Source organism: Dethiosulfovibrio peptidovorans DSM 11002, from assembly GCF_000172975.1.
Classification (GTDB): Bacteria; Synergistota; Synergistia; order Synergistales; family Dethiosulfovibrionaceae; genus Dethiosulfovibrio; species Dethiosulfovibrio peptidovorans.
The window spans coordinates 2,183,653-2,209,544 of the sequence record NZ_ABTR02000001.1 but is presented as its reverse complement, the minus strand read 5'-3'; the positions used below and the strand labels follow the sequence as shown (position 1 = coordinate 2,209,544).

Annotated in this window: 25 protein-coding genes, 6 tRNA genes and 1 rRNA gene; all 32 read right to left on the bottom strand. The window is 52.2% G+C overall.

Annotated elements, in window-relative coordinates:
* Positions 1–8: 8 nt before the first annotated feature.
* Positions 9–344, bottom strand: coding sequence for a V-type ATP synthase subunit F (locus DPEP_RS10650; protein ID WP_005661989.1), 336 nt, complete (start codon positions 342–344; stop codon positions 9–11).
* The gene (locus DPEP_RS10645; RefSeq protein WP_005661987.1) at positions 334–1,347 is read right to left on the bottom strand and encodes a V-type ATPase subunit; all 1,014 of its coding nucleotides are present in this window, start codon (positions 1,345–1,347) and stop codon (positions 334–336) included. The genes DPEP_RS10650 and DPEP_RS10645 overlap by 11 nt, the downstream gene beginning before the upstream one ends.
* Positions 1,348–1,362: 15 nt before the next feature.
* The gene (locus DPEP_RS10640; protein ID WP_005661985.1) at positions 1,363–1,944 is read right to left on the bottom strand and encodes a V-type ATP synthase subunit E; all 582 of its coding nucleotides are present in this window, start codon (positions 1,942–1,944) and stop codon (positions 1,363–1,365) included.
* Positions 1,945–1,974: 30 nt separating this feature from the next.
* The gene (locus DPEP_RS10635; protein ID WP_005661983.1) at positions 1,975–2,451 is read right to left on the bottom strand and encodes a V-type ATP synthase subunit K; all 477 of its coding nucleotides are present in this window, start codon (positions 2,449–2,451) and stop codon (positions 1,975–1,977) included.
* Between the two features lie 63 nt (positions 2,452–2,514).
* Complete coding sequence (locus DPEP_RS10630; protein WP_005661982.1) at positions 2,515–4,512, bottom strand: V-type ATP synthase subunit I; 1,998 nt, start codon at positions 4,510–4,512, stop codon at positions 2,515–2,517.
* On the bottom strand, positions 4,499–4,825 hold the full coding sequence (locus DPEP_RS10625) for a hypothetical protein (protein WP_005661981.1): 327 nt from the start codon (positions 4,823–4,825) through the stop codon (positions 4,499–4,501). The genes DPEP_RS10630 and DPEP_RS10625 overlap by 14 nt, the downstream gene beginning before the upstream one ends.
* Positions 4,826–5,032: 207 nt before the next feature.
* Positions 5,033–5,108 (bottom strand) — tRNA-Gly (locus tag DPEP_RS10620).
* Positions 5,109–5,164: 56 nt separating this feature from the next.
* Positions 5,165–6,529 (bottom strand): 23S rRNA (uracil(1939)-C(5))-methyltransferase RlmD, encoded by a 1,365-nt coding sequence (gene rlmD / locus DPEP_RS10615; protein WP_005661980.1) that lies wholly within the window; start codon positions 6,527–6,529, stop codon positions 5,165–5,167.
* 72 nt (positions 6,530–6,601) lie between these two features.
* The gene (locus tag DPEP_RS10610) at positions 6,602–7,171 is read right to left on the bottom strand and encodes a 2-oxoacid:acceptor oxidoreductase family protein (protein ID WP_005661979.1); all 570 of its coding nucleotides are present in this window, start codon (positions 7,169–7,171) and stop codon (positions 6,602–6,604) included.
* Positions 7,171–7,989, bottom strand: coding sequence for a 2-oxoacid:ferredoxin oxidoreductase subunit beta (locus DPEP_RS10605; protein WP_005661978.1), 819 nt, complete (start codon positions 7,987–7,989; stop codon positions 7,171–7,173). Before DPEP_RS10605 ends, DPEP_RS10610 begins: the two co-directional genes overlap by 1 nt.
* A 1-nt stretch (position 7,990) precedes the next feature.
* A complete protein-coding gene (locus DPEP_RS10600) occupies positions 7,991–9,127 on the bottom strand; it encodes a 2-oxoacid:acceptor oxidoreductase subunit alpha (protein WP_005661977.1) in 1,137 nt (378 codons plus the stop codon).
* A complete protein-coding gene (locus tag DPEP_RS10595) occupies positions 9,120–9,329 on the bottom strand; it encodes a 4Fe-4S dicluster domain-containing protein (protein WP_005661975.1) in 210 nt (69 codons plus the stop codon). Before DPEP_RS10595 ends, DPEP_RS10600 begins: the two co-directional genes overlap by 8 nt.
* A gap of 57 nt (positions 9,330–9,386) precedes the next feature.
* Positions 9,387–10,055 (bottom strand): tRNA (adenosine(37)-N6)-threonylcarbamoyltransferase complex dimerization subunit type 1 TsaB, encoded by a 669-nt coding sequence (gene tsaB / locus DPEP_RS10590; RefSeq protein ID WP_005661973.1) that lies wholly within the window; start codon positions 10,053–10,055, stop codon positions 9,387–9,389.
* Positions 10,056–10,058: 3 nt separating this feature from the next.
* Positions 10,059–10,532, bottom strand: a complete 474-nt coding sequence (gene tsaE / locus DPEP_RS10585; RefSeq protein ID WP_005661971.1) for a tRNA (adenosine(37)-N6)-threonylcarbamoyltransferase complex ATPase subunit type 1 TsaE — start codon at positions 10,530–10,532, stop codon at positions 10,059–10,061.
* Positions 10,529–10,762, bottom strand: a complete 234-nt coding sequence (locus tag DPEP_RS10580) for a hypothetical protein (RefSeq protein WP_005661970.1) — start codon at positions 10,760–10,762, stop codon at positions 10,529–10,531. Before DPEP_RS10580 ends, tsaE begins: the two co-directional genes overlap by 4 nt.
* The gene (locus DPEP_RS10575; RefSeq protein ID WP_005661969.1) at positions 10,759–12,270 is read right to left on the bottom strand and encodes a bifunctional ADP-dependent NAD(P)H-hydrate dehydratase/NAD(P)H-hydrate epimerase; all 1,512 of its coding nucleotides are present in this window, start codon (positions 12,268–12,270) and stop codon (positions 10,759–10,761) included. The genes DPEP_RS10580 and DPEP_RS10575 overlap by 4 nt, the downstream gene beginning before the upstream one ends.
* Complete coding sequence (gene acpS / locus DPEP_RS10570) at positions 12,254–12,643, bottom strand: holo-ACP synthase (RefSeq protein ID WP_005661968.1); 390 nt, start codon at positions 12,641–12,643, stop codon at positions 12,254–12,256. Before acpS ends, DPEP_RS10575 begins: the two co-directional genes overlap by 17 nt.
* 211 nt (positions 12,644–12,854) lie before the next feature.
* A tRNA-Val gene (locus DPEP_RS10565) sits at positions 12,855–12,929 on the bottom strand.
* Between the two features lie 33 nt (positions 12,930–12,962).
* Positions 12,963–13,037: transfer RNA gene (locus DPEP_RS10560), tRNA-Val, on the bottom strand.
* Positions 13,038–13,114: 77 nt separating this feature from the next.
* The gene (proC, locus tag DPEP_RS10555) at positions 13,115–13,927 is read right to left on the bottom strand and encodes a pyrroline-5-carboxylate reductase (RefSeq protein ID WP_040383415.1); all 813 of its coding nucleotides are present in this window, start codon (positions 13,925–13,927) and stop codon (positions 13,115–13,117) included.
* 29 nt (positions 13,928–13,956) lie between these two features.
* The gene (gene rlmB, locus DPEP_RS10550) at positions 13,957–14,766 is read right to left on the bottom strand and encodes a 23S rRNA (guanosine(2251)-2'-O)-methyltransferase RlmB (protein ID WP_005661966.1); all 810 of its coding nucleotides are present in this window, start codon (positions 14,764–14,766) and stop codon (positions 13,957–13,959) included.
* Positions 14,754–17,576 carry an excinuclease ABC subunit UvrA gene (gene uvrA, locus DPEP_RS10545; RefSeq protein ID WP_005661965.1) on the bottom strand — a complete coding sequence of 941 codons (2,823 nt, stop codon included), beginning with the start codon at positions 17,574–17,576 and terminating at the stop codon, positions 14,754–14,756. Before uvrA ends, rlmB begins: the two co-directional genes overlap by 13 nt.
* Positions 17,533–19,542 (bottom strand): excinuclease ABC subunit UvrB, encoded by a 2,010-nt coding sequence (uvrB, locus tag DPEP_RS10540; RefSeq protein ID WP_005661963.1) that lies wholly within the window; start codon positions 19,540–19,542, stop codon positions 17,533–17,535. The genes uvrA and uvrB overlap by 44 nt, the downstream gene beginning before the upstream one ends.
* A 62-nt stretch (positions 19,543–19,604) precedes the next feature.
* Positions 19,605–21,527 (bottom strand): ATP-dependent zinc metalloprotease FtsH, encoded by a 1,923-nt coding sequence (gene ftsH, locus DPEP_RS10535; RefSeq protein WP_005661961.1) that lies wholly within the window; start codon positions 21,525–21,527, stop codon positions 19,605–19,607.
* A gap of 18 nt (positions 21,528–21,545) precedes the next feature.
* Complete coding sequence (gene hpt, locus DPEP_RS10530; RefSeq protein WP_005661959.1) at positions 21,546–22,088, bottom strand: hypoxanthine phosphoribosyltransferase; 543 nt, start codon at positions 22,086–22,088, stop codon at positions 21,546–21,548.
* Between the two features lie 15 nt (positions 22,089–22,103).
* On the bottom strand, positions 22,104–23,471 hold the full coding sequence (tilS, locus tag DPEP_RS12900; RefSeq protein ID WP_005661957.1) for a tRNA lysidine(34) synthetase TilS: 1,368 nt from the start codon (positions 23,469–23,471) through the stop codon (positions 22,104–22,106).
* A 223-nt stretch (positions 23,472–23,694) separates the two neighbouring features.
* Positions 23,695–23,991, bottom strand: a complete 297-nt coding sequence (locus DPEP_RS10520) for a YerC/YecD family TrpR-related protein (protein ID WP_005661955.1) — start codon at positions 23,989–23,991, stop codon at positions 23,695–23,697.
* A gap of 95 nt (positions 23,992–24,086) precedes the next feature.
* Positions 24,087–25,103, bottom strand: a complete 1,017-nt coding sequence (locus DPEP_RS10515) for a pyridoxal phosphate-dependent aminotransferase (RefSeq protein ID WP_005661953.1) — start codon at positions 25,101–25,103, stop codon at positions 24,087–24,089.
* 146 nt (positions 25,104–25,249) lie between these two features.
* Positions 25,250–25,336: transfer RNA gene (locus tag DPEP_RS10510), tRNA-Leu, on the bottom strand.
* A gap of 106 nt (positions 25,337–25,442) precedes the next feature.
* A tRNA-Met gene (locus DPEP_RS10505) sits at positions 25,443–25,519 on the bottom strand.
* A gap of 6 nt (positions 25,520–25,525) precedes the next feature.
* A tRNA-Met gene (locus tag DPEP_RS10500) sits at positions 25,526–25,601 on the bottom strand.
* A 151-nt stretch (positions 25,602–25,752) separates the two neighbouring features.
* Positions 25,753–25,867 (bottom strand): 5S ribosomal RNA (rrf, locus tag DPEP_RS10495).
* Positions 25,868–25,892: the final 25 nt, after the last annotated feature.

Below are 25,892 nucleotides of genomic sequence, written 5' to 3'. Positions count from 1 at the left end.
AGCCTTAACTATTTTTCAGCAAAGATATCCATTCCCACGGCTCGCTCCACGTTTCCGCGAATAGCGGAGAGTCCGACGTTGAGGGACCCTCTTATGCCTGGAATGGGGATCATGCTGGCGGGATACTCCTGGTTGAGCTCCGAGATGAGATCCTTATTCTCGATGAAGAGGGCCTCCTCAACGAAGACGACTGCGTAGTTCTCTCTGGCCAGTCGTTCCAGAAGTTTCTTGACCTCATCGGATTTCTCTCCGACAGGGAAGGGCTTTACGCCTACTGCCTGAAATGGCAATACTGTATCGTATTGTCCGACCGCAGCCATAGGGCGAGAGCTTTTATCCGACACGACGCATCAGCCTCCTCACCATATCTCGATCGGCTCCGTTGGCGATGGAAACCAATATAACCCTCAGGTTTTTGGCTTCCAACTCTTTCAACCAGGAAAAACGGAGTACGTTTTCCGGCTCAAAGCAACCATACTTTGCCTCTTCTAGCACGTCGGTTACGTAATCATCGAGAATTTTGTCAAACACCATCAGGAGGGTCTCCATATCGGAGGAATCCTGGATGTAATCGAAGACCGTTCCGACGTCGGCGAAGGCCAGAAGCCTTCCCCAGCTATCGATCGGCTCTGCTAGAGTGGATATAAGGCGGTCTATCGATATATCCCCGCCTTTATGTAGAAAGTCCACCGCTGCCGAGGACTCCACCTGGGCTCGACTTAACCTGATGAGAGTACGGACGTTCTCCGCATCTACCCGCCTCTTGAACCAAAGGTCCACCTGCGGCATCGAGAGCTTGCCGACCAAATCGGACATGGCCTCGAAGAGGCTCCTGTCCAAGGCACACTCGACCGCCAGCATATCGTGATTCTGATCCCAATGAGTCAACACCTGCGGTATAGTGCGATGTAGGCCGAATGGCAACAGACGGTACTCCTCGCTCTCCACTGCCATGACCAAAGAATCGGTGTCGATGGTCCCCAGAGACGTCAGGAGATCGAAGCGACGATCTCCTCCTTCTTTGGAGAGGATCAGGCTCTTCACCAGAACCTTGACGTTGTGAAAATCGTAAGGCAGTCGGCAAAGCTGAACCAACTCCTCGTCCGGGGTGAATCGGCTGATCTCATCGTAAGCGAGATGAAGTTCCGCCTCGATGGCCGAGTCAAACTCCTCGTTGGACTTCATCTCCATGATCCATGGGGCATAAACGGTCTCCCCAAGTACCTTTATGGCTCCGTCCAGACCGTCACACTCGATAAGCCTCTGGAAGAGGGGTTCGTCGAGTAACCGATTCTCCATCGCCCTCAGACGCGCGACCGAATATCCATATCGTTCCGCCGGGGCCATGTGTTCACCGCCCAACTACTCTGAGAACAGCCGTTTTACAACGTCTGCCTCAAGATCGTCCCGAAGCCAGCGGACCAACATATCGAAGGAAGCGTTTTCGCTTATTTTATCCCTCTTGAGTATAAAACCTCCGGTTATAGGAGCTTTTTCTCCCGACATAGTCAGATTGGTCTTGTGCTTTTCGTTGTATCCCTTGAGCCAAGTCTCGCTGAGGTGCTTGTCCCCTTTTCCTACTACTATCTCCTCGTCGCCTGTCTGAATCGCTTTCCCCAAGAGGGATTCGACGAAAGAAAGATACTTAGCGGCGGGAAGGGCTCTGAGTTTCTCCAGGGATCCCTTGTAAACCTCGTCGACGAGCTGCTGCTTGGCACCGAGTTCAAGCTTCTTGACGTCCAGCTTCGCCACTATCTCGCGACGTCGCAAAATTTCCGGTTTTTCGCTCTCGAATCGAGATTCATAGGAGTCCTTCATCGACTCCACCTCTCGCTTTACCTCGGCCGTTATTTCTCCGGCCTGTTCTCGAGCTTTATCCAGGATTTTTCCGGCCTCTGCTCTGGCGTCAGCCTCAATTTTTTTCTTTATGTCGGATAAAGACATGCCGATCACTCCAACTCTTAAGGCCTAAGCCTAGGATATCCCGTTGAGCAGGAGGATACTCACCAAAAGGGCAAGAACGGCGTAGGTCTCGACCATAGCGGGAAGGATAACGGCTTTACCGGTTTCCTCCGGACGCTTGGCGATCATCTGAATACAAGAAGCGGAAGTCTTTCCCTGGGCTATTCCGGAAAAATACCCGGCTATGGCGATAGGAAGGCAGGCGAAAAGGACACCTAGCCCGTTGAGCCAGGTTATCGCCATCGTGGGCTCTCCTCCGATGAGGCCAGCCTTGAGCATGGCAAAGAAAGCGATTAAAAGACCGTATATTCCCTGAGTTCCCGGAAGGGCCTGAAGCAAAAGCACCAAACCGAATTTACCGGGATCCTCCGTCATGACTCCAGCGCCGGATTCACCGGCAATACCAACTCCGATAGCCGATCCAGCACCGGCGAAACCGGCGGCCAAAGCTGCACCAAGAATCGTCAGCATCACACCGAGATGTTCCATAAAGTACGACACTCCCCTCACAAAAATAAATGGTGACTCCCTATTGTGGGATAGACCAATCTACTAGCCTTCGCCGCCCTCTTCTGATATGGCGACGTACTTCGTGTTATACCGAAGAGGTTCGAAAAGGCGACCTCCTCCGGCGTAGAACTTACTGAAGAACTCCACGTACTGTAGACGCAGAGAGTGAACGAACGCTCCCAGGACGTTGACTGCCACGCTGAAAAGGTGACCTCCCAGGAAAAGCACGATGGCTATCAGCCATCCTATGTAAGGAATGCTCGAGGAAAGACCGGCCAACATGTTTATTATCATAGCTATGGCCGAAGTGGCCAGCCCCAAGGCCAGGAGACGACTGTAACTGAGGACGTCCCCCAGGTAGGCTGTCACGTTGTACAGGCTCAGGAGCCCCGAGATCGCCTTTTGGATCATGCCGTCTTTATCTCTGCCCTGCGTCGCCACCAAGGTTATCGCACCTGCTGCGGTGACGAGTTTTCCCAACCAGGAAATCGCTGGCAACTTCGCGGAAGCGCCTAAAAGAAGAAGTCCGGTAAGGAAGACCATCCATCCGAGTTGATCCGCGAAAGCACCCATATAATCGCCTTTTCTCAGGCAATCCTTCATAGCGACGGCCATCCCGAAGAATATTTGGACTATGCCGAAAACCAGAGAGATTCCCAAAAAGGCCATAGGATCGTTCATGGGAATCAAGAGAACCGGGATATCCTTGATGGGCTTAAGGAAACGAAGGAACGGTACTACGTCTATCATGTCTCCCATCCAACTTCCGGTTAAGGCGCCTACCAAGGTGGCGGCGATGCCGGACAGCACGAAAAGAGAGAAGAATTGCTTGGTTCCCGAGGGCATTTTTTTGAATTTTTTAAGGAAGGCCATAAAGAAACCGACCATGATGAGACCGTACCCACCGTCTCCCAGACACATCCCAAAGAATATGAAGAAAAACGGCGCCAACAGAGGAGTCGGATCTATACCTCCGTATTTGGGAGCTCCGTAAAGCTTGGTCAAGGTCTCGAACGGAAGAGCCCACTCGGGATTTTGAAGCATAGTCGGAGGCATGTCGGACTCCTCCGGATCGTAAAAACGAAGTTCGGTAAGATCGGACACAGGAGAAAGAGCCTTCACCAGTTCGTCCTCTTCTTCTACCGGAACCCAGGAGCGGATTAAAACGACTTCGTCGGTGTACTCTCCGCCCTCCAGAGCCCTCGCACGATCGGCGAGAATCGCCCAATAGTCGCTGAACCTTCTGACGTCCGGAACCAACTCCTCCGCCTTTCGATGCATCTTAACGTCCAGATCCTCGGCCTCTTTCAAAAGCCGCCCTCTCTTCTCGACGAGGCGTCTTCTCTCCTCCTGAGGAGATAGGGACAGGTCTTTTGACACATCGATCTTGGAAAAGCCGAAGCCACTGGCTATCTCCAGAGCCCTCGATTCCAAGGCTCTAAGCCCCACCATAACGCCCCAGGTCTCTTTATCCTTGGGGCCGAACGGCACGTGATAGGTCTCGATATCCTCTCCCAGAGCGTCTAAAATGGACCGATTCCATTGGTCTATCTTTTCGACTGGGATGGTTCCCATGACGCCGGAAACTACTTCGGTTCCGGCGGACATGAGGCTCATTGGATAAGGCATATCCTTCAATTCGTCTAGAAAAGTCAGATATCCGTCCGTCTGAGATATATCAGATCGAATTTCGACGAGCTTTCTTTCCAGGGCGCGAACTTCCTCCGCCCTCTCCTTGACCTCGAACGACTCGGATGCGGAAGCCAGATGCCGAAGTGAGAACTCCGGCCTTTCCCCAAAGGATCTAGCTATAGAGCTGATCTCGTCTACATAATAGGGCTCCAGTATCCTGAGGAGATATCGGGCTTCGCTGATCTTATCGTCCAAATCCGCTAGAACTGCCGGAGACTTCTGTCCATCCTCGTCTCCATCGGGAAGGACGATCTCACAACACCCTAATTTCTGAAGCGTGGCGAGAACCGTGTCGACCACGGTGTTGTGAGCGTATAGCTCCAGCTTTTTGACACTAGCTACGCCCATATCTAGCCATCACCTCTTCCGCAACCCAGGAGGACACAGCATCGACACCTTTTCTACCGGCCTCGATAAACTTCTGAGCCTCTTTTTCGCCCTCCGCAACGATGGAGTCGGCGTTCTTTTCCGCCTCCGCCTCGACCTCGGTCAATCGGTTTTTGTACCTCTTGTAGGCCTCCTGCTTCGATTCCTTGCGCATAAGATCCGCCTCGTCCCTTGCCTTGGAGACTATCTTAGCTGCCTCGGATCTGGCTTCAGCCACCTGTTGTTTAGCCTGAGCTTCGACCTTTTTGATCTCTTCGGTAAGACTGGTCGCCATTCCGCTCACCTCCTTTCGAGGAACAAAATCCTTCAAAAGGTCTGTACTCTCGTGTACAGACCGGGACACCACTCAATTTTAGTGATCGAGGATAGTCGTGTCAATCAAAACAAATGACTGAAAGCGAATTATCCTCTAAAAAGAGCTATAAAAAATAAAAGAGCCTAGCTGTCTTTAATTGACAGCTAGGCTCTTTTATTTTTTATATGGAGCGGACAACGGGATTCGAACCCGCGACCCTTAGCTTGGGAAGCTAATGCTCTACCGACTGAGCTATGTCCGCATTCTGACATCTGAAAGCAATCAACGTCCGTAATTATAGCGATTCATGCAGATCTGTCAACCTCTTGCGGTGCGTTTGAATGAGGCCAGGGTCTCGACGTGAACGGTCTGGGGAAACAGGTCGAAACACTCCAATGTGGCCAACTCCCAACCGTCGGAGACCAGCTTAGCGCCGTCTCTCGCCAGTGTAGAGGGATTACAGGAGACGTAAACCAACATATCGGCAGAGCTCTCCGTGACGGCATCCAGGACCTCCGAGGCACAGCCACCTCTCGGAGGATCGACGACGATCACGTCAGGCTTGGCCTCTACCATGGTTCTGACGGTATCCTCCGCCCTGTTGCATATTCCCTTGACGTTGTCCAAGCCGTTACGGGAGACATTTTCCAAAAGCCTTTCGATCGCAGGTGCCCATTCCTCAACTGCCAATACCGTTTTCGCAGCTTTGGCTAAAATGACGGTCAGAGCTCCCACTCCGGCGTAGAGTTCCACGACCGCCCCTCCCCTTTCGGCAACGATAGAGGACGCTCTGAGGAAAAGCCTTTCCGCCTGAAACGGATTTACCTGAAAGAAAGCGGTACCATCATAGGATAGATCGTAGTTTGAGATCTTTTCCGTTATGACCCCGTCTCCCCATATCGTCGACGATCTCTCTCCAAGTATCCTGTTTCCTCTGGAGGAGTTTTCGTTCCAGACTCCGGAAAACGACGTCTGAGTGGTCTCCTTCAGTCTAGCTAGAGATCGCTCGAGAAGCTCTTTTCCACGGCAGTCTCTGAGGGATGTAACAACTGCGAGAGCCAAAAGAGAACCCTCTCTGTTGCCCCTGAAAACCATGTGTCGTAACAGGCCTTTATGTCGTCTTTCGTCGTAAAAGGGAACTCCGTTCCTTTTCAACTCCGGCATCACCGTATCCCTGAAATCGACGTAGAGTTTTTCCACGTGAGGCATGAGAACGGGGCATCCGTCAATAGGTGCCAATTTATGGCTGCCGGATCTAAAGAAACCTATTTCCCCACCGTTTTCGGACCTTACGGGAAACGAGGCCTTGTTACGATAGCCCCATTGCATCGGACTCGGATGACAGACGAGTCTATCGACCCTCATCCTTCCGATCCTCTCCATGGCGTCTCTCACGCTCTTGGCCTTTATCTCCAGCTGTAGATCGTAACTTCCGTGTTGGAGCTGGCATCCTCCGCAGAGTCCGTACCAGGGACATCTAGGGGTTATCCTATGTTCCGATGGGACCTCGATATCCAGGATTTTAGCCGTGGAGTAGTTCTTTTTATCAGTCTCCAGGGAGACCCTTACTACCTCGGAAGGCAGTCCTCCATCAAGGAAGACTACCTTACCGTCCTCTCCGACGGCAACTCCTTGTCCCCTGGAATTCACGTCTCTAACTGTAAGAGTGATTTCTTTGCCCACGGAGATCCCCCCATAAATATGCCGGGGTAGAGTTTTATCTCTCCCCGGCACGATATATGTCCTTATTCTACACTAAAAGTGAAGCGACTGGCTGTTCTTGAAGACTTTATAGCCCTCGTCGAAAGCCTTGCCGTTCATCTCCTCCGTTCCCTTGGGGACCCTGGAGAGGATAGCTTTCCTTATCGCTTCGGGTTCCGCTACCTTTTCAAGCTCGAGCACTCTGGCCACCATTCCGAGAGAGACCATATTGGTGACAAGCTCTCGTCCGATGACGTCTCTCGCTGTCTTCACGATGGGAAGATGATAGATGTTGGCATCCACCTCAGGTATGTCCTTGACGTAGAAATCGTCTATTATCAGACGTCCCCCGGGCTTCGTGTCCGTAGCGTACTTCTCGCAGGCCTGGGAAGTCAGGATAACCTGGAGGTTCGGCTGAACCGGCATGGGATAATCTATGGGCTCGCTGGAGATGACCACCTCTGCCTTGGAGCTACCTCCTCTGGCCTCGGGACCGTAGCTCTGGGTCTGAACTGCGAACAGACCGTCAGCGTAAAGGGAGACGGCCTCTCCGACCACGACCGATGCCAAGATGACGCCCTGTCCGCCGGAGCCGGCGAAACGAATTTCGAAACGATCGCTCATTAGCCTTCCCTCACTTTCTTGGTCATGGCAAGGTATTGCTCGGTGTACTCGGGAGCGGTCTTGTTGACGAACTCTCCTACGACTATCCTGCCATAAAGCTCCTCCGGAGACATTTCCTTTGCCTTTTCCTTGGTGACGGTGGCGGATTTGAGGAACTCTATGTTGGATATGGGAGTACGCCTTTTGTTCTTACGGCCGAACTGAGTGTGACAGCTTGAGATTATCTCCACCACGGAGAAACCCTTATGTTTTATGCCATCTACGATGTACTTCTCCGCCTGCTTGGGGTTGGCGATGGTGGATCTTGCCACGAAAGTCGCTCCAGCCCCCTCGGCCAAACGACAGAGGTCGAAGGTGGGATCAACTGCACCGTAAGGAGCGGTGGTGGCCAAAGCTCCGGCAGGGGTGGTGGGAGAAGCCTGTCCTCCGGTCATGCCGTAGATGTTGTTGTTCATCACGATGGCCGTTATGTCGATGTTACGTCGGCAGGCATGGATGAAGTGGTTGCCTCCTATGGCGGAACAGTCTCCGTCGCCCATTACGTCTATAACGGTCATCTCCGGTTTGACCATCTTGATGCCTGTGGCGAATCCCAGAGAACGACCGTGGGTCGTGTGAAGGGTGCAGGCGTCGATGTAACCGGGCATACGGCTGGAGCATCCGATTCCGGAGGCTATGACCGTGTTGCTCTGGTCTTTCTTAAGGTCCACCAATGCCCGAAGCAGCGAGTGCATGATTATGCCGTGGCCGCATCCTGGGCACCACATATGAGGGAAAAACCGAGTTCTGAGCCAGCTGTATACTTCTTTCGAGGGCATCTTATCTGACCTCCTGGGAAATTTTTTCGAGGATATCCTTGGGGTGGAACAGATCCCCGTTGACCAACTCCATGGGTACTACCCTGGATTTTCCGTGAACCGCACGCTCCACTTCCAATACCATCTGGCCACAGTTCAGCTCGGGGACTATGATGGTCTTGACCTTGCGGGCGAGTTTTTCCAGCTCTTTGTCGGGGAAGGGCCACAGGGTTATGGGGCGGAAATGTCCTACCTTCATGCCCCTGGCTCTGGCATCCTTGACGGCTCTGGAACTGGAACGGGCCACACTTCCGTAAGAGACCACCAGGATATCGGCGTCCTCGACGGACTCGGTATCGTAACGAACTATATCGTCTCTGAACCGGTCTATCTTTCTCATCAGACGGGTCATCTTCTTCTCTATCTCGTCGGCGTTATTGGTCGGGAATCCCCAGTCATTGTGGGTAAGACCGGTCACGTGCCAACGATAGCCGTCGCCAAAGGACGCCATGGGAGGGATATCGTCCTCTGGGGCTGCTTTATATGGGACGAACTTCTCCATCTCCACGGTCGGCTTTTTTCTGTTCGAGATTCTGATGTCCTCGGGATCTGGAATCTCTATCTTCTCTCTCATATGACCGATCTCGGCATCGCTCATTATCAGCACAGGCTGACGATATTTCTCGGCAGCGTTGAAGGCCTCTACGGCCATGGTGTAGCACTCCTCAACCGAGGAAGGGGCATAGGCTATAGTACCGTGATCTCCGTGGGTTCCCCAACGAGCCTGCATGACGTCCTGCTGTCCCGCTTTAGTGGGAAGTCCCGTGGAGGGGCCGCCTCTCATGACGTCGACTACGACTATCGGTATCTCCGCCTCATAGGCAAGACCCAGGTTCTCCTGTTTAAGGGAAAAGCCAGGCCCGGAGGTCGCTGTAAGAGCCTTGGAACCGGCGATGGAAGCGCCAATGGTCGCTGCTATAGCGGAAATCTCGTCCTCCATCTGGATGAAGCGACCATCCAGTTTAGGAAGCTCTTCCGCCATCTTTTCAGCTATCTCTGTGGAAGGGGTTATGGGATAACCGCCGAAGAAACGACAGCCGGCAGCCAAGGCCCCCATAGCCAAAGCCTCGTTACCTTGCCAAAACGCAATCTTACCCATTTTTTTCCGCCTCCCTAATCGTTATGGCCAAGTCGGGACAGATATTCTCGCACTGACGACAACCTATGCACTTTTCGGGCTCGAAAGGCTCGGCTTTCTGCCTGTCGTCGATGCCGAGGACCTTCTTAGGACAGATCTCCACACAGAGTGAACATCCTTTGCACCAGGTCTTGTTGATGATTACCTCAAACTTCTTCGCCAAAAAATTCACCTCCAAAGGATTCCGTTCCCCCCAGGAACGGTTGGTGCACATGTAAGTTTATTTTGAAAAACCACCTATGCCGGGATCTCTATGGTATCTAGCCTTTACGGCCTCGGGGTCTACCGCATAGTCCTTGCGGTGCCAAGCCGTCAAGGCTGTGGCGATACCACCAATCCTCGGAATAAGGTTTATGGAACCACCGTATTGCATACCTCGACATGTACGGTCTTCCGTCACCACGACCTTGGGAAAACCGTCTAAATCGTTCAAGGCCGACGATAGATCGGATAAAGATCTCTCTTTTTCGGCCATGACTTCCTCGAATCCGTCGTCGGCTAGATAAAAAGCGGCGGAATAGGTTGCGTCTCTGCCAGCCCTTATACAGGGTATGATCAGATCCCCGATGATGGGGTTAGCCCCCCGAGCCAGGGCTTCGAGGGAGCTTATCGGTATGACCGGGAGCCCCAGCCCCTTGGCGAGAGAGACGCCATATGCCACGGCTATGCGTATTCCGGTAAAATACCCGGGACCTACCGTAACCGATATCGCATCTATATCTTGCAAGGACATCCCAGACAAAGAGAGGAGTGAATCCACTACATACGGAAGCCTGGCTGCCTGGGTCCTTCCGAGATCCACGTTGATCTCGGAAACCAGGATCCCCTCGGAGACGATTCCCCCGCAGGTCCAACGGTTGGAACAGTCCAGGGCCAAAATTCTATTCATATATCAAGACCTCCAATTCTCTAGGTCCAAGGAATCAAAAAGATCTCGACTGACATCGTCCAGAGGATGGACCTCTATGGTTCTGAGGAAAGCATCGTTCTCGTTTCCCTTGAATAAGACGGAAAAACCCTCCTGTTTAGGAACGGAGGTCAGCCTCTCGGGCCATTCGATCACTACAACCCAGCCGTCGTCGCTGTATTCGTCCAGTCCAAGTTCCCTGAAATCGACCTTTTCCAGACGATAAAGGTCGGCATGGGCTACCGGGATGGTCGAATCGTACTCGTTAACCAAGGTAAACGAAGGGCTTCTCACTTCCCTCCATCCAAGTGCTTTGAGCATCCCTCTGACGAAGGTGGTCTTTCCCATGCCCAGAGTACCGTTCAACAGGATTATCGACCCCGGAGTCAGGGCTTTCGCGAAGGCGGCACCGAAAGACTCGGTCTCTTCCGACGACGTAGTTGTAATCGAAAAAGTCATCTTTTCCACCTTTTCATCAATACGAGAAAGATGACCCCCACGGCGAAAAACATCGCTATGGCAGGCAGTAGTACCTTGGAAACGGCGACCTCCGGACGGTAAAATTTAACTCCGCCTATCATGGCCAAGGCAAACAACAGAGATAAAGCCGATATCCCCAGACCTCTACGCTGTATTTTCTTTGTTTTACGCAGCTCTTTATCCCAATCGACCGGCTCTCTTCCTCTCATAGAACCTCTCCCATCACCGATGGAATCTCGTCGGCTATCTCTGAAGCTCTCAGTCCATCCACGCTTTTCTCAGAGAGATTTTCTCCGGAAACTCCATGGATCCACGAGGCAATGGCTCCAGCCTCCATGGAAGAGAGACCCCTAGCCCACATCGCTCCAACCAACCCTGAGAGAACGTCTCCCGACCCCGGAATGGACAGGGCCTGATTCCCCGAGGAGATGACAGAACGCCTCCGACCATCGCTTATCAATGTCCCGTACCCCTTCAACAGACAGAGGCCGTATTTTTTTCCTAGCTCGGTCACGACGGACAGCCTTCGGTACGCCACATCGGATGGGGTACAATCTAAAAGCCTGGCGGCCTCTCCCTCGTGGGGGGTTATCAATAGGTTTTCCCGACGATCCTTTCGAGAAGCCAAGAAGAAAAGCCCGTCTCCGTCTACGACGGTTTTATAGCCTCCGTACTCCCAAAAGCAAGAGAAGATCTCCTCGGAAAGGCCGTTCCTGTCCAGACCGGGCCCCACCACGGCGACGGAACACCTCTCTCTCCATCTGTCGAGAATAACGCTCAGTTCGTCGGAAGAGTTCATCGGCTCGAAAATGACCTCCGGGATGGAGGAAATATAGGGTCTTACGATCTCTGGAGCCGCCAAGACGCAGAGCCCCGCCCCTCCTCTGAGAGCCCCCATGGAGGCCAAAGCTGCAGCTCCTGGATATCTGAGAGACCCGGCGACTATCAACACGCCTCCGCGGCTTCCCTTGTGGGCGTCCAGATGGGTAGAAGGGTATCTCTCCTCTACCCACAGTCTGTCTATCAGGTCCATGGACAGCCCCTCGTCGTCTCTGACGATGACGTCGCCGTCCACGCCTATATGAGCTATAACGAGATCCCCCGAATAAAGTCGCCCTGGGGAAACGAAATGGCCGATCTTTCCGGCAATCATGGTCACGGTCACGTCTGCCTTTATCGCCTCTCCGAGAACGGTACCGTCGCTCAGGTCGACTCCCGAGGGGCCGTCTATGGCTAGGATCTGTCTCGCTTTTCGGGAGGAGCGTACGGCACGGAGGACCTCCCCTCTGGGAGCTCCCTTTGCACCGGTACCGAGCAATGCGTCGACTACCAGGGAAGCTCGACCGACCGAGTCAGCCAATTCCGGATCGGAAAGATCCTCTGTTTTTACACAGGGTATGTGAAGTTTGGTCAGGATGGAATAGTTTGCAGAAGCGGCATCGGACAGACGGGACTCGTATCCTGCAAGAAAGACGGAGACACGTCGGCCCATTCTGGCAAGATGCCTGGCCACTACGAATCCGTCGCCTCCATTGCTTCCGGTACCTGCCAATACGGCCACATCGTCCCCGACTGCGGACATGGATGCTGCCATATCGGAACATGCGATACCGGCGTTTTCCATGAGTATCTCAGATGGTATGCCCAGATGATCCATGGCGTACCTATCTGCGGACTGTATGACCTCAGAAGGATAAATCTTATTTAAGGTTTTCATGGTATGGCCCCTCCTCCATAACCACAAAAGCTAATGCGTAGTCGCCGTCATGGCTCAACGAAAGGTGAAAGCGGTTCTCTCCTAGATATTGCCCGATCTCCGGAGAAAGTCCGTCCAACCTAATAAAAGGACCTTTCTCCGTTCGGGAAACCCAAACTCCTTGAAAGACCACCTTGGCCAAGTGAACGCCGGAAGCCTTTGAGAAGGCCTCCCTGGCAGCGAAAGAAGCCGCCAAATGTCTGGCAGGAACCGGGCGGGACATGGCATAGTCTATTTCCTCAGGAGAGAAGACCCTCTTGAGAAAACGATCGTTTTCTATGCACCTCGCCAGTCGAGATACTCGACAGAGATCGACGCCTATACCGAGAACCATAAATTCCCCTCCCCTGTACAGAACAATACTATACTCTATTTTTGAGAAATCACAATTCCCCCGAAGAAAAAAGATGTAAAAACAGATCTTCTGGAGAAGTATCTTTATGGATAAACATATTTCTCTATAATCAAACGATGCTTGCGTCAATAATTTTACGGGTTAAAAGTTACAAAAAAAGCTCCGACCGTGGTCGAAGCTTTGTACTCAATGGTGGGTGGTAGAGGAATCGAACCTCTGACCTCTTCCGCGTCAAGGAAGCGTTCTACCCCTGAACTAACCACCCGGGGGCTTTATTCGATTGTATCCTAAACTTAAATGGTGGGTGGTAGAGGAATCGAACCTCTGACCTCTTCCGCGTCAAGGAAGCGTTCTACCCCTGAACTAACCACCCGCCAACGCCAGAGAATTTTACATGGGATAGGGCTTATTGTCAATCTCCGATCTCCACTACTCCGGCATAAAGAGCTTCTATCTACCCGATAGCTTTTCCCTCAAAGCACGAGATCCGGAACGTCCCTTCTCGCTGGCAGTGACGACCGCCTCGATAATAGACGTCCTGAGACCACCGGATTCGATAACCCTCAAGGCATCTATGGTCGTGCCAGCGGGAGTGCAGACCCTGTCTTTATAAGCCGCAGGGTGTTCCCCTCCCCTCAGGGCAAGCTCGGCGGATCCTATCAGGGTCATCGCCGCGGCCTCGAAGGAGACATCCGCTTTCAGACCGGAGGCCAGTCCGCCCTGGATGAAGGACTCCAGGATAGTGAAGACATAGGCCGGACCGGAACCGGATATTCCGGTAATGCCGTCCAGATCGCCTTCGGAGACTTCCCGAGCCAATCCGATACAGGATAGAACTTCGCGAAGAAACTCTTTGTCTTTTTCGGTAACCTCAGCCGATAGGCTATATCCGGTGAAAGCCTTGCATACCGACGCACATATATTGGTCATGGCCCTAGTCCAACGGGCATCGGAAGCGTTCTTCTTCAATAGCTCCAAATCCACGCAGGCCGCCAGAGAACAACAGAGTTTTCCTGAGAGCTTGTCGGAGTTGGTCTCTATCACCGACAAAACGATATGTGGCTTCAAGGCCCAGAATACAATTTCACCGTGCGCCAGGGCCTCGTCCATTTCATCGGCTACGGAGATTCCCTTACCCTCCATGTCCAGACGTCTTTCGGCGCTCGTATCGTAGACCATGACGTCCTGCCCCTTAAGATAGAGCCCCTCGGCGACGGCACCTCCTAAGGCACCGGCTCCGACTACAGCGATTTTACGTCTCACATCGTTCAATCCGGACAGCTCCTCTCGTTCTATTCCGCCAATGGGTTTAATCTACGCCATTCAAACATACCCAAAGCCGCAGCGACACTGGCGTTCAGAGACCCGGTCTTCCCGACCATGGGAATTCTGCGAAGATCGTCGCATCTCTCCGAAGAAAGCCTGGACAGCCCCTCCCCCTCTGAACCCACCATAAGCACAAGTTTATCAGGCAGAGGACTGGACCATATATCTCGAGGTTCCTCATGGTCCAAACCGACCACCCAATATCCTTCCTTCTTGAGGATTTCCATAGAGCGAACCAGATTGGTCACCTCGTACAGGGGAACCCTAAAAGCCGCACCAGCACTGGTTTTTATCACGGTTCCCGTTACGCCTACCGATCTTCTGGAGGGGTATATCACCCCGAGTGCCCCTACAGCCTCAGCCGTTCTTATCATCGCTCCGAAATTATGAGGGTCCTTCACGTGATCCATAGCCAACAAAAGCGAAGGGCCTTTTTTCGGAGAGAACTGTGAGAGATCCCTCGGTTTTGGCAAATCTATATTCGCCACTATACCCTGGTGTTTTTCTCCTCCGGTGATCTCGTCCAGATAGGATCCGTTGGCCTCAGTCACCTCAACGGCATTCTTGCCAGCCAAACTCAGAAGGTCGTCTCGAAATGTGGTCTGGATACCTGTGGCCAGATATATCTTTTTACAGGCTGAGGGAACCGTCTCGAGCATAGATATTACGGCGTTTCTACCCCAGCATAGATCTTTATCTTCCGAACGACGGGAGCTCGTGGTTCTTCCTTTGGAACGATCCGATCGGACTTTTCTTTTATCCTTCAGGTCAGCCATCTCCCTTCCTCAAGATAACGGTCTATATGATAACCGGTATACCCAGATTTTTTCTCAGACAAAGCCTCGGGGGTTCCCGAGGCGACCAAGTTTCCGCCACCGACGCCGCCTTCCGGACCAAGGTCTACGACGTAATCTCCGGAACATATGACGTCCAGATTGTGCTCTATGACCACCACGCTGTTTCCCTGATCCACCAATTTTCTCAGTATCTTTATCAATTTTACTACGTCGGTGTAGAAAAGACCGGTAGTCGGCTCGTCCAGGAGATACAGGGTTCCCTTTCCCGATCTGCGGCCGAGTTCCTTTGCCAACTTCACCCTCTGGGCCTCTCCTCCGCTGAGGGTCAAGGCAGATTGACCGAGCTTAATATAACCCAGCCCGGCATCCTGTATGAAGGCCAATCTGGAGGCGATGGCCGGTATTTCGCTGAAATGTCCTAGGGCTTCGTCCACCGTCATGTCCAGCACATCCGCTATGTTTTTACCCCTGTATGTCACTTCCAGGGTCTCTCTATTGTACCTTTTTCCTCCGCAGACCTCACAGTCGACGTAGACATCCGGCATGAACAACATCGATACTTTCTGGACTCCAGCGCCTCCGCAGGCCTCGCAGCGTCCGCCCCTTACGTTGAAGCTGAACCTCCCGGGAGCGAATCCCTTTATTTTGGCCTCGGGCATCCGGGAGAAGAACTCCCGGATATGGGTGAACAATCCGGTGTATGTAGCCGGATTAGACCGGGGAGTACGGCCGATAGGGCTCTGATCCACCATGACGACCTTACGGATCTTCTCCCATCCCTCTATGTTTCGATGAGCTCCCGGTCTTATCCTGTAGGATTTATCCATCTTTCTTTTTATCCCTCTGTAGATGACGTCGTACAGCAACGTGCTTTTTCCAGATCCGGAAACCCCGGTCAGACAGACCAGGTTGCCTAGGGGAATCTCTACGTCCATATCCTTAAGGTTATTTTCCGAGGCCCCCAAAATCTTCAGTTTATCTTCCCCGGGAGAGAGCCTTCCATCTCTGTATATGCCGGAGGCTTTTCCCCTGATGTAGGGACCGGTTTTACCCACCGAATCGTCGAATTCATCTCTATATCCTTGACGGATCAGCTGTCCTCCCTGTTCTCCTGCCTCTGGTCCTATCTCAACTAAATAATCGGCGGAGTTCATCACGTCTCTGTCGTGCTCCACTACCACCACGGTATTGCCAATGCTCTTTATGGTGGCAAGTGTCTCTATGAGCTTGCCAGTGTCTCTTGGATGCAGCCCTATCGTAGGTTCGTCCAGGACGTACAGTACGCCCGTGAGCTTCGAGCCTATCTGGGTAGCCAGCTTTATCCTCTGGCTCTCCCCTCCACTCAAGGTATCAGCCCTTCTGTTCAGAGAAAGATATCCCGCTCCTACCTGCACCAAAAACTCCAACCGTTTTATAAGCTCGGAGAGAACCTGATCGATTATAGAGCTATCCCTGTCGTTTAAGGAGAGATTTTTGATCACCTGCAACAGCTCGTCCACAGGCATGGAGACCAACTGGCCTATGTTCCATTTTCCTATGAATACGCTGAGGCTCTCCGGTCTAAGTCTCAGTCCGGAGCAGGAACGACAGATATCCTCCGATAGATACTGGGACAGCTCGTCTCTTACAGCCTCCGAGTCGCTTTCGCGCCAACGCCTGTCCAACCAGGTCAGAAGGCCTTCATAGCGTCCCATATACTCAGATGTAACCCCTTTTCTCTCGAATGTGAGCCGAAGTTTTCTATCGGAGCCGTTAAGCACGATGGATCGCTCTTCCTCCGAGAGATCTCGGTAAAGCCTCTCCCCGTCTATTTCAAGAGACGAGAGCAGAGAAGTAAGACGGCGAAGCATGTAGTGGTTCTTACGCCACGGAAGCAAAGCTCCGTCCAAAAGAGGCAAATCGCTCACTACTGCCAGGTCCTCGGAGAAAGCCCTATGGATCCCTATACCGGAACAATCGGGACAGGCCCCTGAAGGGTTGTTGAACGAGAAAAGCGCCGGTTCGAGATCGGGAAAAGAGGTATCACAATCGGGACAGACGTGTCTTTCCGTAAGTCTACGGGGCTCTCCGTCCTCGATCTCTACCGAGACGAATCCATCGCTTAGATCCAGGCAGACCTGGATTGCTTCGGCCATCCTGCTTTTACGATCCTCCACAATCTTCAGACGATCGACCACGACTTCGACGTCGTGAGGACGTTTTTTATCCAACTCCAGGTCCTCTTCCAGCCAATAGACCTCGCCGTCCACTCGAACCCGCAGAAAACCTTTTTTTCTGAGGTCGACGAAGAGGTTTTTAAACGCTCCCTTTTTTCTCTTCACCACCGGCGCCAATATCTCCGCCTTTTTGCCCTCTTTTTCCCTCAAGAGCAGATCCACCATCTCGTCCACGCTGTGCCTGTGAAGCTCGGCACCGCAGGACGGACATCTGGGAACGCCGATCCTGGCGAAAATGAGTCGTAGATGATCGTATATCTCTGTTACGGTCCCCACAGTCGACCGAGGGTTGTGGGAAACGCCTTTCTGTTCGATGGATATTGCAGGTGAAAGTCCGTCTATGTCGTCCACGTCCGGCTTTTTCTGAACCCCGAGGAACTGTCTCGCGTAGGCTGACAGGGACTCGACGTATCTTCTCTGCCCCTCCGCATAGAGGGTATCGAAAGCCAGGGAGGACTTTCCCGAACCGGAAGGTCCGGTTATGACCGTCAGGGTATCTTTCGGAATATCCACCGATATATTCTTCAGGTTATGTTCTCTTGCGCCTACGATGCGAATTACCCGATGCGACACGGGGCATCTCCCCTCCCCTTATAGTTCCCAGTATGTCTCTAAGGGTAGCCGCCCTCTCGAATTGAAGTTTCTCCACGGCCTCCCACATCAGCCTCTCGAGATCCCGTTCCTCCATGCCCTCTAAGGTCTCCTCCCATTTGTCAGGCCCCTTAGGCAGGGCGTCCTTCATCAATTCCTCAGGGAGGAGAGTTCTTATCTCTCGATATACCGTCTTGGGCACTATGTTATGCTCTTCGTTATACTTTATCTGGAGTTCCCTGCGTCTTACCGTCTCGTCCACCGCTTTGGATATACTGTCGGTCATCTCGTCGGCGTAGAGAACCACCTTGGAGTTGACGTTTCTGGCGGCTCGTCCCATAACCTGTATGAGCGAACGGTACGATCGAAGAAATCCCTCTCTGTCCGCATCGAGGATGGCCACCAACGTCACCTCTGGAAGGTCCATTCCCTCACGAAGCAGATTCACCCCTACCAGGACCGAGACGCCCCCGGAGCGTAGTTCCTTTATAAGGTCCGCTCTCTCGAAGGTGTTCAGGTCGGAGTGAATATACTTGGCCTTTAGGCCGAGGTCTACCAAATAGCCACCAAGATCCTCCGCTCCCTTTTTGGTTAAGGTGGTCACCAGTGCCCTCTCGTCTTTGCCTATGACCTCTCTCAATCGTTCTAGAAGATCGTCTACCTGACCTGAGGCGGGGACTATCAAAACCTCCGGATCCGGTATGCCCGTCGGTCTTATAACCTGTTCGACTATCCGTTCCGACATCGACGATTCCCAGTCCCCCGGCGTAGCCGATAGAAAAAGGGTCCTGTTCATGTAGCGAGAGAACTCCTCCCAACGAAGAGGGCGATTGTCGAGACAGGACGGTAGGCGAAATCCATGGTTGACCAGGGTCTCCTTTCTGGCCCTGTCTCCGTTGAACATTCCTCTAACCTGAGGCAAGGTGATGTGGGACTCGTCCACCACCAGCAGAAAATCGTCGGGGAAGAAGTCTATCAACGTACCGGGAGGCTCTCCCTCGGAGCGGCCGTCCATATACCTCGAGTAGTTCTCTATGCCGGAACAATACCCCGTCTCGACCAGCATCTCCATGTCGTATCTGGTCCTGCTCTCTATCCTCTGAGCTTCTATGAACTTTCCCTGAGAGGTAAAAAGGTCCACCTGCTGCCTCATCTCCTCAGAGATCGCCTTCATCGCTCCTGCCACCGCCTCGTCCGTCGTGACATAATGCTGAGCGGGATATATGGCAGCTCTCTCCTTGCGAAGAACGGTTTTTCCAGAAACAGGGTCTGTCTCCTCGATGGATTCTATCTCGTCGTCGAAAAACACCACCCTGAGACAGGTATCGCTGTAAGCCGGAAATATCTCCACCACATCCCCTCTTACCCTGAAGTTACCGGGGGAAAGGGCGACGTCGTTTCTGCTGTAGTATCCCGCCATCAAGGATTCCAAGAAGGTCCTTCGATCCCAGATCTCCCCCACCGAGAAGGGTATCACTGCTTCCTCGTAGGTTTTTTTCTTTCCCAGACCGTATATACAGGATACGCTGGCGACCACTATTACGTCCTCTCTCTCTATCAGCGCTTTGGTGGCGGCGAGACGTAGCTTCTCTATTCTATCGTTGACCGAGGCATCCTTCTCTATGTAGGTATCCGACGAAGGTACATAGGCCTCCGGCTGATAGTAATCGTAGTAACTGACGAAATAATGGACGGCGTTGTCGGGGAAGAAGTCCCTGAACTCACTGTAGAGCTGAGCCGCCAGGGTCTTGTTGTGAGCCAGGATCAGTGTGGGCCGTTGGACCTTCTGTATCACATTGGCTACGGTAAAGGTCTTTCCGCTCCCGGTCACCCCCATGAGAGTCTGATACTTCAATCCCTTCTCGAATCCCTCGGATAGTTTGTCTATAGCCTGGCCCTGATCCCCCGAAGGAGCCCAGGGTGACTTGAGTTTAAAAAGACTGGGCATATCTTTCACCTCCCGAAAAGAGACGAAGGGAGCGTGGGGAAATCCCCTCGCTCCCGATCTAATTATGCCTGAAAGTTCACTCCGTCTTCTTCTGGAGTCTCTTTGGGGATGTCCTCTTGCGACGAATCTTCGTCGAAATTAACATCGTCCTCCTGTGGCTGAGGCGCCTGTTTCTCCTCCTCCTCAATGACCTCTCCAAGAAGAACGGAAAGTTCCTTCCCGTCTATTATTTCCCTCTCTAGAAGGGTCTGTGCGACCAGATCCACCTTATCCATGTTGTCCGAGAGGATGGTCTTGACCTTTTCGTAACAGCCCTCGACGATGGAGCGAACCTCTCTGTCAATGGCGTAGGCGATCTCCTCGCTGTAGTTCCTGTCCTCCGCAATATCCCTGCCGAGGAATATCTCGTGTTGCTTTTTCCCGAGGGTGACAGGACCCAGATTTTCGCTCATCCCGTATTGGGTCACCATCTGCCTCGCTATCTGAGTGGCCCTCTCCAGGTCATTGGTGGCTCCGGTAGTTATATCACCGAAAACCAGTTCTTCAGTGACCCTTCCTCCTAAAAGAACGCAGATGTTGTTCAAAAGCTCGTTCCTCGACATGAGGAAACGATCTTCTTCAGGAAGCTGTAAGGTGTAGCCCAAGGCCATGCTACCTCTGGGAATGATGGATATTTTATGAACCGGATCGCATCCCGGAATAAATTTCGCCACCAAAGCGTGGCCTGTCTCGTGGAACGCGATAATATTCTTTTCCTTCTCTCCTATTAGACGGCTCTTCCTCTCCGGACCGGCTAAGACACGGTCGATCCCTTCCTCAAGCTCGTCCATGGATATTCTCTCTTTACCGGATCTGGCAGCCAACAGAGCAGCCTCGTTTACCAGGTTGGCCAGATCGGCTCCCACAAAACCGGGAGTTCTCTTTGCGACTACCTCGAGGTTCACCGATTCGTCCAGTTTTTTCTCTTTTATATGGACGTCCAGTATGGCCTTACGTCCTCTGACATCGGGGCGATCCACCACAATATGACGGTCGAACCTTCCCGGCCTCATCAGGGCGGGATCGAGGACATCCGAACGGTTGGTGGCGGCGATCAAAATTATACCGGTTTTCTCGTCGAATCCGTCCATCTCCACAAGGAGCTGATTTAATGTCTGCTCCCTCTCGTCGTGTCCGCCTCCTAGGCCTGCCCCCCTCTGTCTTCCGACCGCGTCAATCTCGTCTATGAAGACTATACAGGGTTGATACTTCCTGGCCTGCTCGAAGAGATCGCGAACCCTTGAGGCTCCTACCCCTACGAACATCTCTACAAAATCGGATCCGCTGGTGCTGAAAAAAGGTACCGCCGCCTCCCCTGCACAGGCTCTGGCCAAAAGGGTTTTACCGGTGCCTGGAGGTCCCAGAAGCAGGACTCCCTTGGGAACGGTGGCACCGAGCTTGGTAAAACGGGACGGGTCCTTGAGATATTCGATTACCTCCTGGAGCTCCTCTTTCGATTCGTCGCACCCGGCGACATCGTCAAAGGTGACCTTAGGACGGTTGTCGAGGAACATCTTGGCCTTGCTCTTGGCAAAACTCATCACCTTTCCGCCACCGCCCTGCATATGGTACAGGAAGAATATCCAGACTCCTATGAGGAGCAACGTCGGGAACAGAGATGACATCATGGTGACCCACCAAGGATTTTTCTGAGGAGGAGCTATTTTTACGTCCACCCCTTTTTGGGTGATATCTTGGGCTATGTCTCCCGCCCCTATCACGTAGGTGACAAAGTCCTTGCCGTCCACCGTCTTGCCGGTCAGGATGGAATCGTTTATGACCACCGACTTTATACGACCGCTATCAACTTCGTGAAGAAACTGGCTGTAGCTCAGGTCTCTTACGTTGACTCCTCTTTGTTCCGGCGAGAGAAAGACGTTTACCAGACTCACAACCAGAACGATCAGGATCAGGTAGAGCCCGAGGTTCTTTACCAATCGCTGCAAATTTTTACCTCCTTCCAGTTATGCCTCGATCGTAGGCTCCACCGAGTGGACCGACCGAAGGTTACGCCATCTCTCCGAATAATCCAGGCCGTATCCTACGACGAAAAGATCGGGTATATCGAAGCCGACGTAATCGACAGAGATATCGGCGATCCGCCTCTCTTTCTTGTCTAACAGAGAACATATCGCCAAACTTTTCGGTCCTCGCTCCATCAAGACCCTCCTGAGATAGGAAAGGGTAAGCCCCGTATCGACGATATCCTCCACTATGAGAACATCTTTGTCCTTTATAGAGTTATCCAGGTCTTTGTTTATGCGCACCACGCCACTGGACTTCGTGGAATCCCCATAAGAGGAGACACTCATAAAATCCATGCTGACATCGACATTATCGTCTATAGCTCGAACCAGATCGGCCATGAATATGACCGCTCCCCTCAGTATTCCTATAACGATGAGTTCCCTGCCGTTGTAATCGACGCTTATGGCCTTCCCCAATTCCGCAACTCTTCGGGCTAGCCTATCCTCGTCTATGAGGGTTCCGGCAACCTCGTAATCCATCCGACGCTCTCCTTCCTACCCCTGATGGGGATGGGTAAACCTTATGAAACAAACACCATCACATTTTACACTATCCAGCGGAAAAGCCCACCGCCCGGACCAATTTCCGATCCTGGGAGACCAATAGGGTATTCCGTTTATCCTCACTACTGGGATTTTATTTTCGATACACCATGGGAAACTACCTCTTACGGCCTTTTTCTCCTTCTTTTCTATAGAAGAGAGAGAAACTACGTCGAGTAAGGACTCCCCATTCTTCGACAAGACAGGGACGTTGGCCACGAGCCCCTCTCTGAAGGGGGCTCCTTCCTCCAGATAAGACCAGGTGATCTCCTCACCAGACCACTCTGATTCGCCTCTAGGAGGGGACAGAAAGATCGTTGGGGAAGGACTTTCCTCCAGGGACTCTTTCGTCAGCCATATAAGATGGTCCTTACAGCAGCATAGCTCGACGTCCTCGGACCATTGAAAACGCCATCTGGAAGAGCGTTCCAGTAAATCCGAAAGGATCTCCGTCCTGTGTCTAGACAAAGTTCTCAGTCCAAGCTCTCTACCTACGTGGCGAAAGAGCCAAATTCTGTGCCTTTTCGATAGATCCATCACGCCGGATCTATCCAGAGAGTAGAGAGACCAAGGCATAAAGGAGAACAGAGAACGAGCTAGGTCGAAGGCAGTTCTTTCTTCTTCCTTACGGAGATCCGACATCTCCTCTATCAATGAGAGCACGTGACGACGGACTCCACGGTTTATCCTGTTCTCCAAGAGAGGCAGGACCTCGTGTCTTATCCTGTTTCGGAGATAGAGGTCTTCCTGATTGCTTTCGTCCTCGACCCAACCCCATCCGACTTCCTTCAGCAGCTCTCGCAGCTCATCCCTGGAGACCTCCAGAACTGGCCGGACAAAACGATCCCTGACCTCGGGAATTCCGGCAAGCCCGTAGGCTCCGGAACCTCTGGCCAGGTTGAGAAAAAATGTCTCCACTGTATCATCCGAGTTATGGCCCAGGGCCACAAAATCCGACCCTATCTCCTCCGCCTTGGATGCCAAGGCCTCGTGGCGTATTCTACGAGCAGCCTGTTCCAGGGACTCTCCCTTCATAGCCTCGACTGGGACGTCCCTCGAGAGTATGAAACACGGTATGTCCAGCTTTTTGCAGTGTTCTTTGACAAAACAGGCATCCGCTTTGGACGAATCTCCTCTTATCCCATGCTCGACATGGATTACCGAGATATCGTTGGGCCAACAGTTAAGCATCAACCAAAGCAACGCCATTGAGTCACTTCCTCCGGAGACTGCCACCGCTATCCTTTTAGCATTCCACCATCCCTGTCTGACGCCGGCACGGTGTAAGGCCTTTCCTAATTGCTCGGAACAACGTCTCACCTTTATCACACCTCCGGACGGGATAAAAGAAAAAAAAGAACCTCCCCGTGAGGTCCGCACGACCACATATATGGAACCCAGGAAAAATACCCTCCCTAGGGACAGCTTCCGTATTTTACAACAGAACTGACGGAGCTGCCATAAAACGACGAGAGATAGAGACACAACTTGGGGGAAGTCCTGACATCAGACCTCCCCCAAGGGATTTGTAATTATGTCGGAATTATTCCTTCGTGCCCTTTTGGAGGCGTTCCAGGACAATTCTGTAACCGTCGGCACCGTATTCCAGGAATTTTTTCACCCGACTTATAGTGGCCGTGCTGGCACCGGTTTGCTGAGCTATCTGAGGATAGGTATAACCATCACGTAAAAGCCTTGCGACTTCAAGACGTTGCGCCAACGCTCTTATCTCGCCGATAGTGGCGATATCCTCCAGAAACGAATAGACCTCTTCCTGGGATTCTAACGACAGAACGGCTGAACAGAGCTGATCGGTAAGACGATCTTTCCATTTTTCCACGTCCTGAATCCTCCTTTCCTGCCTCCTGATATCTTCAAAATCTCTACATCATAGTATCACCAACCAATAGAGTCTACAAGTACACAAGAAAGGATTTACAGTTTCTCCATTACAGAGAGCAAACGATTCATCTCGTCATCGGTACCTACGGTTATACGAATCCACTCGCCCTCCCAAGGCAGATTGAACCTCTTCACCTCCACATGTCTATCCCTCAGCGTAGAGATCAACTCGTCTCCAGGTATAGGACTATCGACCAGGAGAAAGTTGCCCTCGCTGGGTAGAACTTTCCATTGAGACATCTCTGCAAGGGATTCTCTGAATTTTTCCCTGGTCGAAACGATGGTCTTTATCCTCTCCTCCAGCCAAGAACGATTTTTCAGCAGGGTCAGAGCCACCGCCTCGGAATATACGTTGACGTTAAACGGACTCCTTAGATCGTTCAGAAGACGGGATACCTTTTCTGAAGTCACGAGACACCCCACTCTCAATCCGGCTATACCCCATGCCTTGGACATCGTCTTCAAGACCGAGACCCTTTCGGGAAGGGTCTCGGTGGTAAAACGATCGAGATATCTCCTGGAGGCAAACTCACCGTAGGCTTCGTCCACTATGACGGGACAGGAGGAGTTCTCCACCACCGAATTTATAAAATCGTCGGAGAGGACCGTTCCACTGGGATTATTGGGGGAATCCAAGAGTATCAAAGACGGAGAAGCCTCTTTTATTGCCCCTATAAAAGCCGCTTCATCTACCGAGACCTTAAAAACAGTCTCGTCAAAGACCATGGGAACGGGGAGATGTCTGGCGTTGAACACCTTACACATGTGTTCGTATTGAGAAAAAGACGGATTCAAAGTCAACACCGTATCTCCAGGTTTTATCCACGCAGCAAAGATCATCCATAGGATTTCGTCCCCGCCGTTTCCCGGTACGATTGAACTTGCTGGAAAATCGACATAATCTCCTAACACCTGACGAAGCTCTCCGTAAGTGGGATCGGGATACCTGTTGGGTTCCACGGATAGAAGGGCTCTATCGACATCGTCCTTCATGTACGAAGGAATCGAATAGGGACACTCGTTCTTATCAAGTCTTAAAATATGGCTCATAGCTGATCCTCCTCACTTTAAAGCGATAAAGCGACAATAACTTTATCACGACGTCAAATACGATGCAACTTAACCGGTAAAAAAACAGGAGGACTCCTTGTAGAGTCCTCCTCATACCGTCATGAACAGACGATAAAGAACGATATTGGTGCCCGAGACCGGGCTCGAACCGGTATGCCTTTACAGGCGAGGGATTTTAAGTCCCTTGTGTCTACCAATTCCACCACTCGGGCATCATTTTAAACAAAAAGATGATATCACCGTGGAACTAGTCAGTCAAACGATCTTAAATATACCCTTAAAAAAGAAAGCCCCTTCTCAAGGGGCTGAATCGGTCGATGGTGGCGGTGACTGGAATCGAACCAGTGACACTACGGGTATGAACCGTATGCTCTAGCCAACTGAGCTACACCGCCATATATTGGTTGCGGGGGCAGGACTTGAACCTGCGACCTTCGGGTTATGAGCCCGACGAGCTACCAACTGCTCCACCCCGCGATGTCCTCGTTTCTTCAAGACTTGGAGAGTATATCAGAGATGGAGTTTCTTTTCAAGAGGTCAAACAGGAGAGGAAATATACAGAATAATAACGCGACCAGCCCCGACCATCGAAGGATGGTCGGGGCTGGTCGTAGAAAGGAGAAAAGACTCTTGGCAGCGACCTACTCTCCCACGAAGCGAATCGCAGTACCATCGGCGCTGGAGGGCTTAACTGCCGGGTTCGGCATGGGACCGGGTGTACCCCCTCCGCAAAAGCCACCAAGAATCTTTCCAAACTATATATAAGCT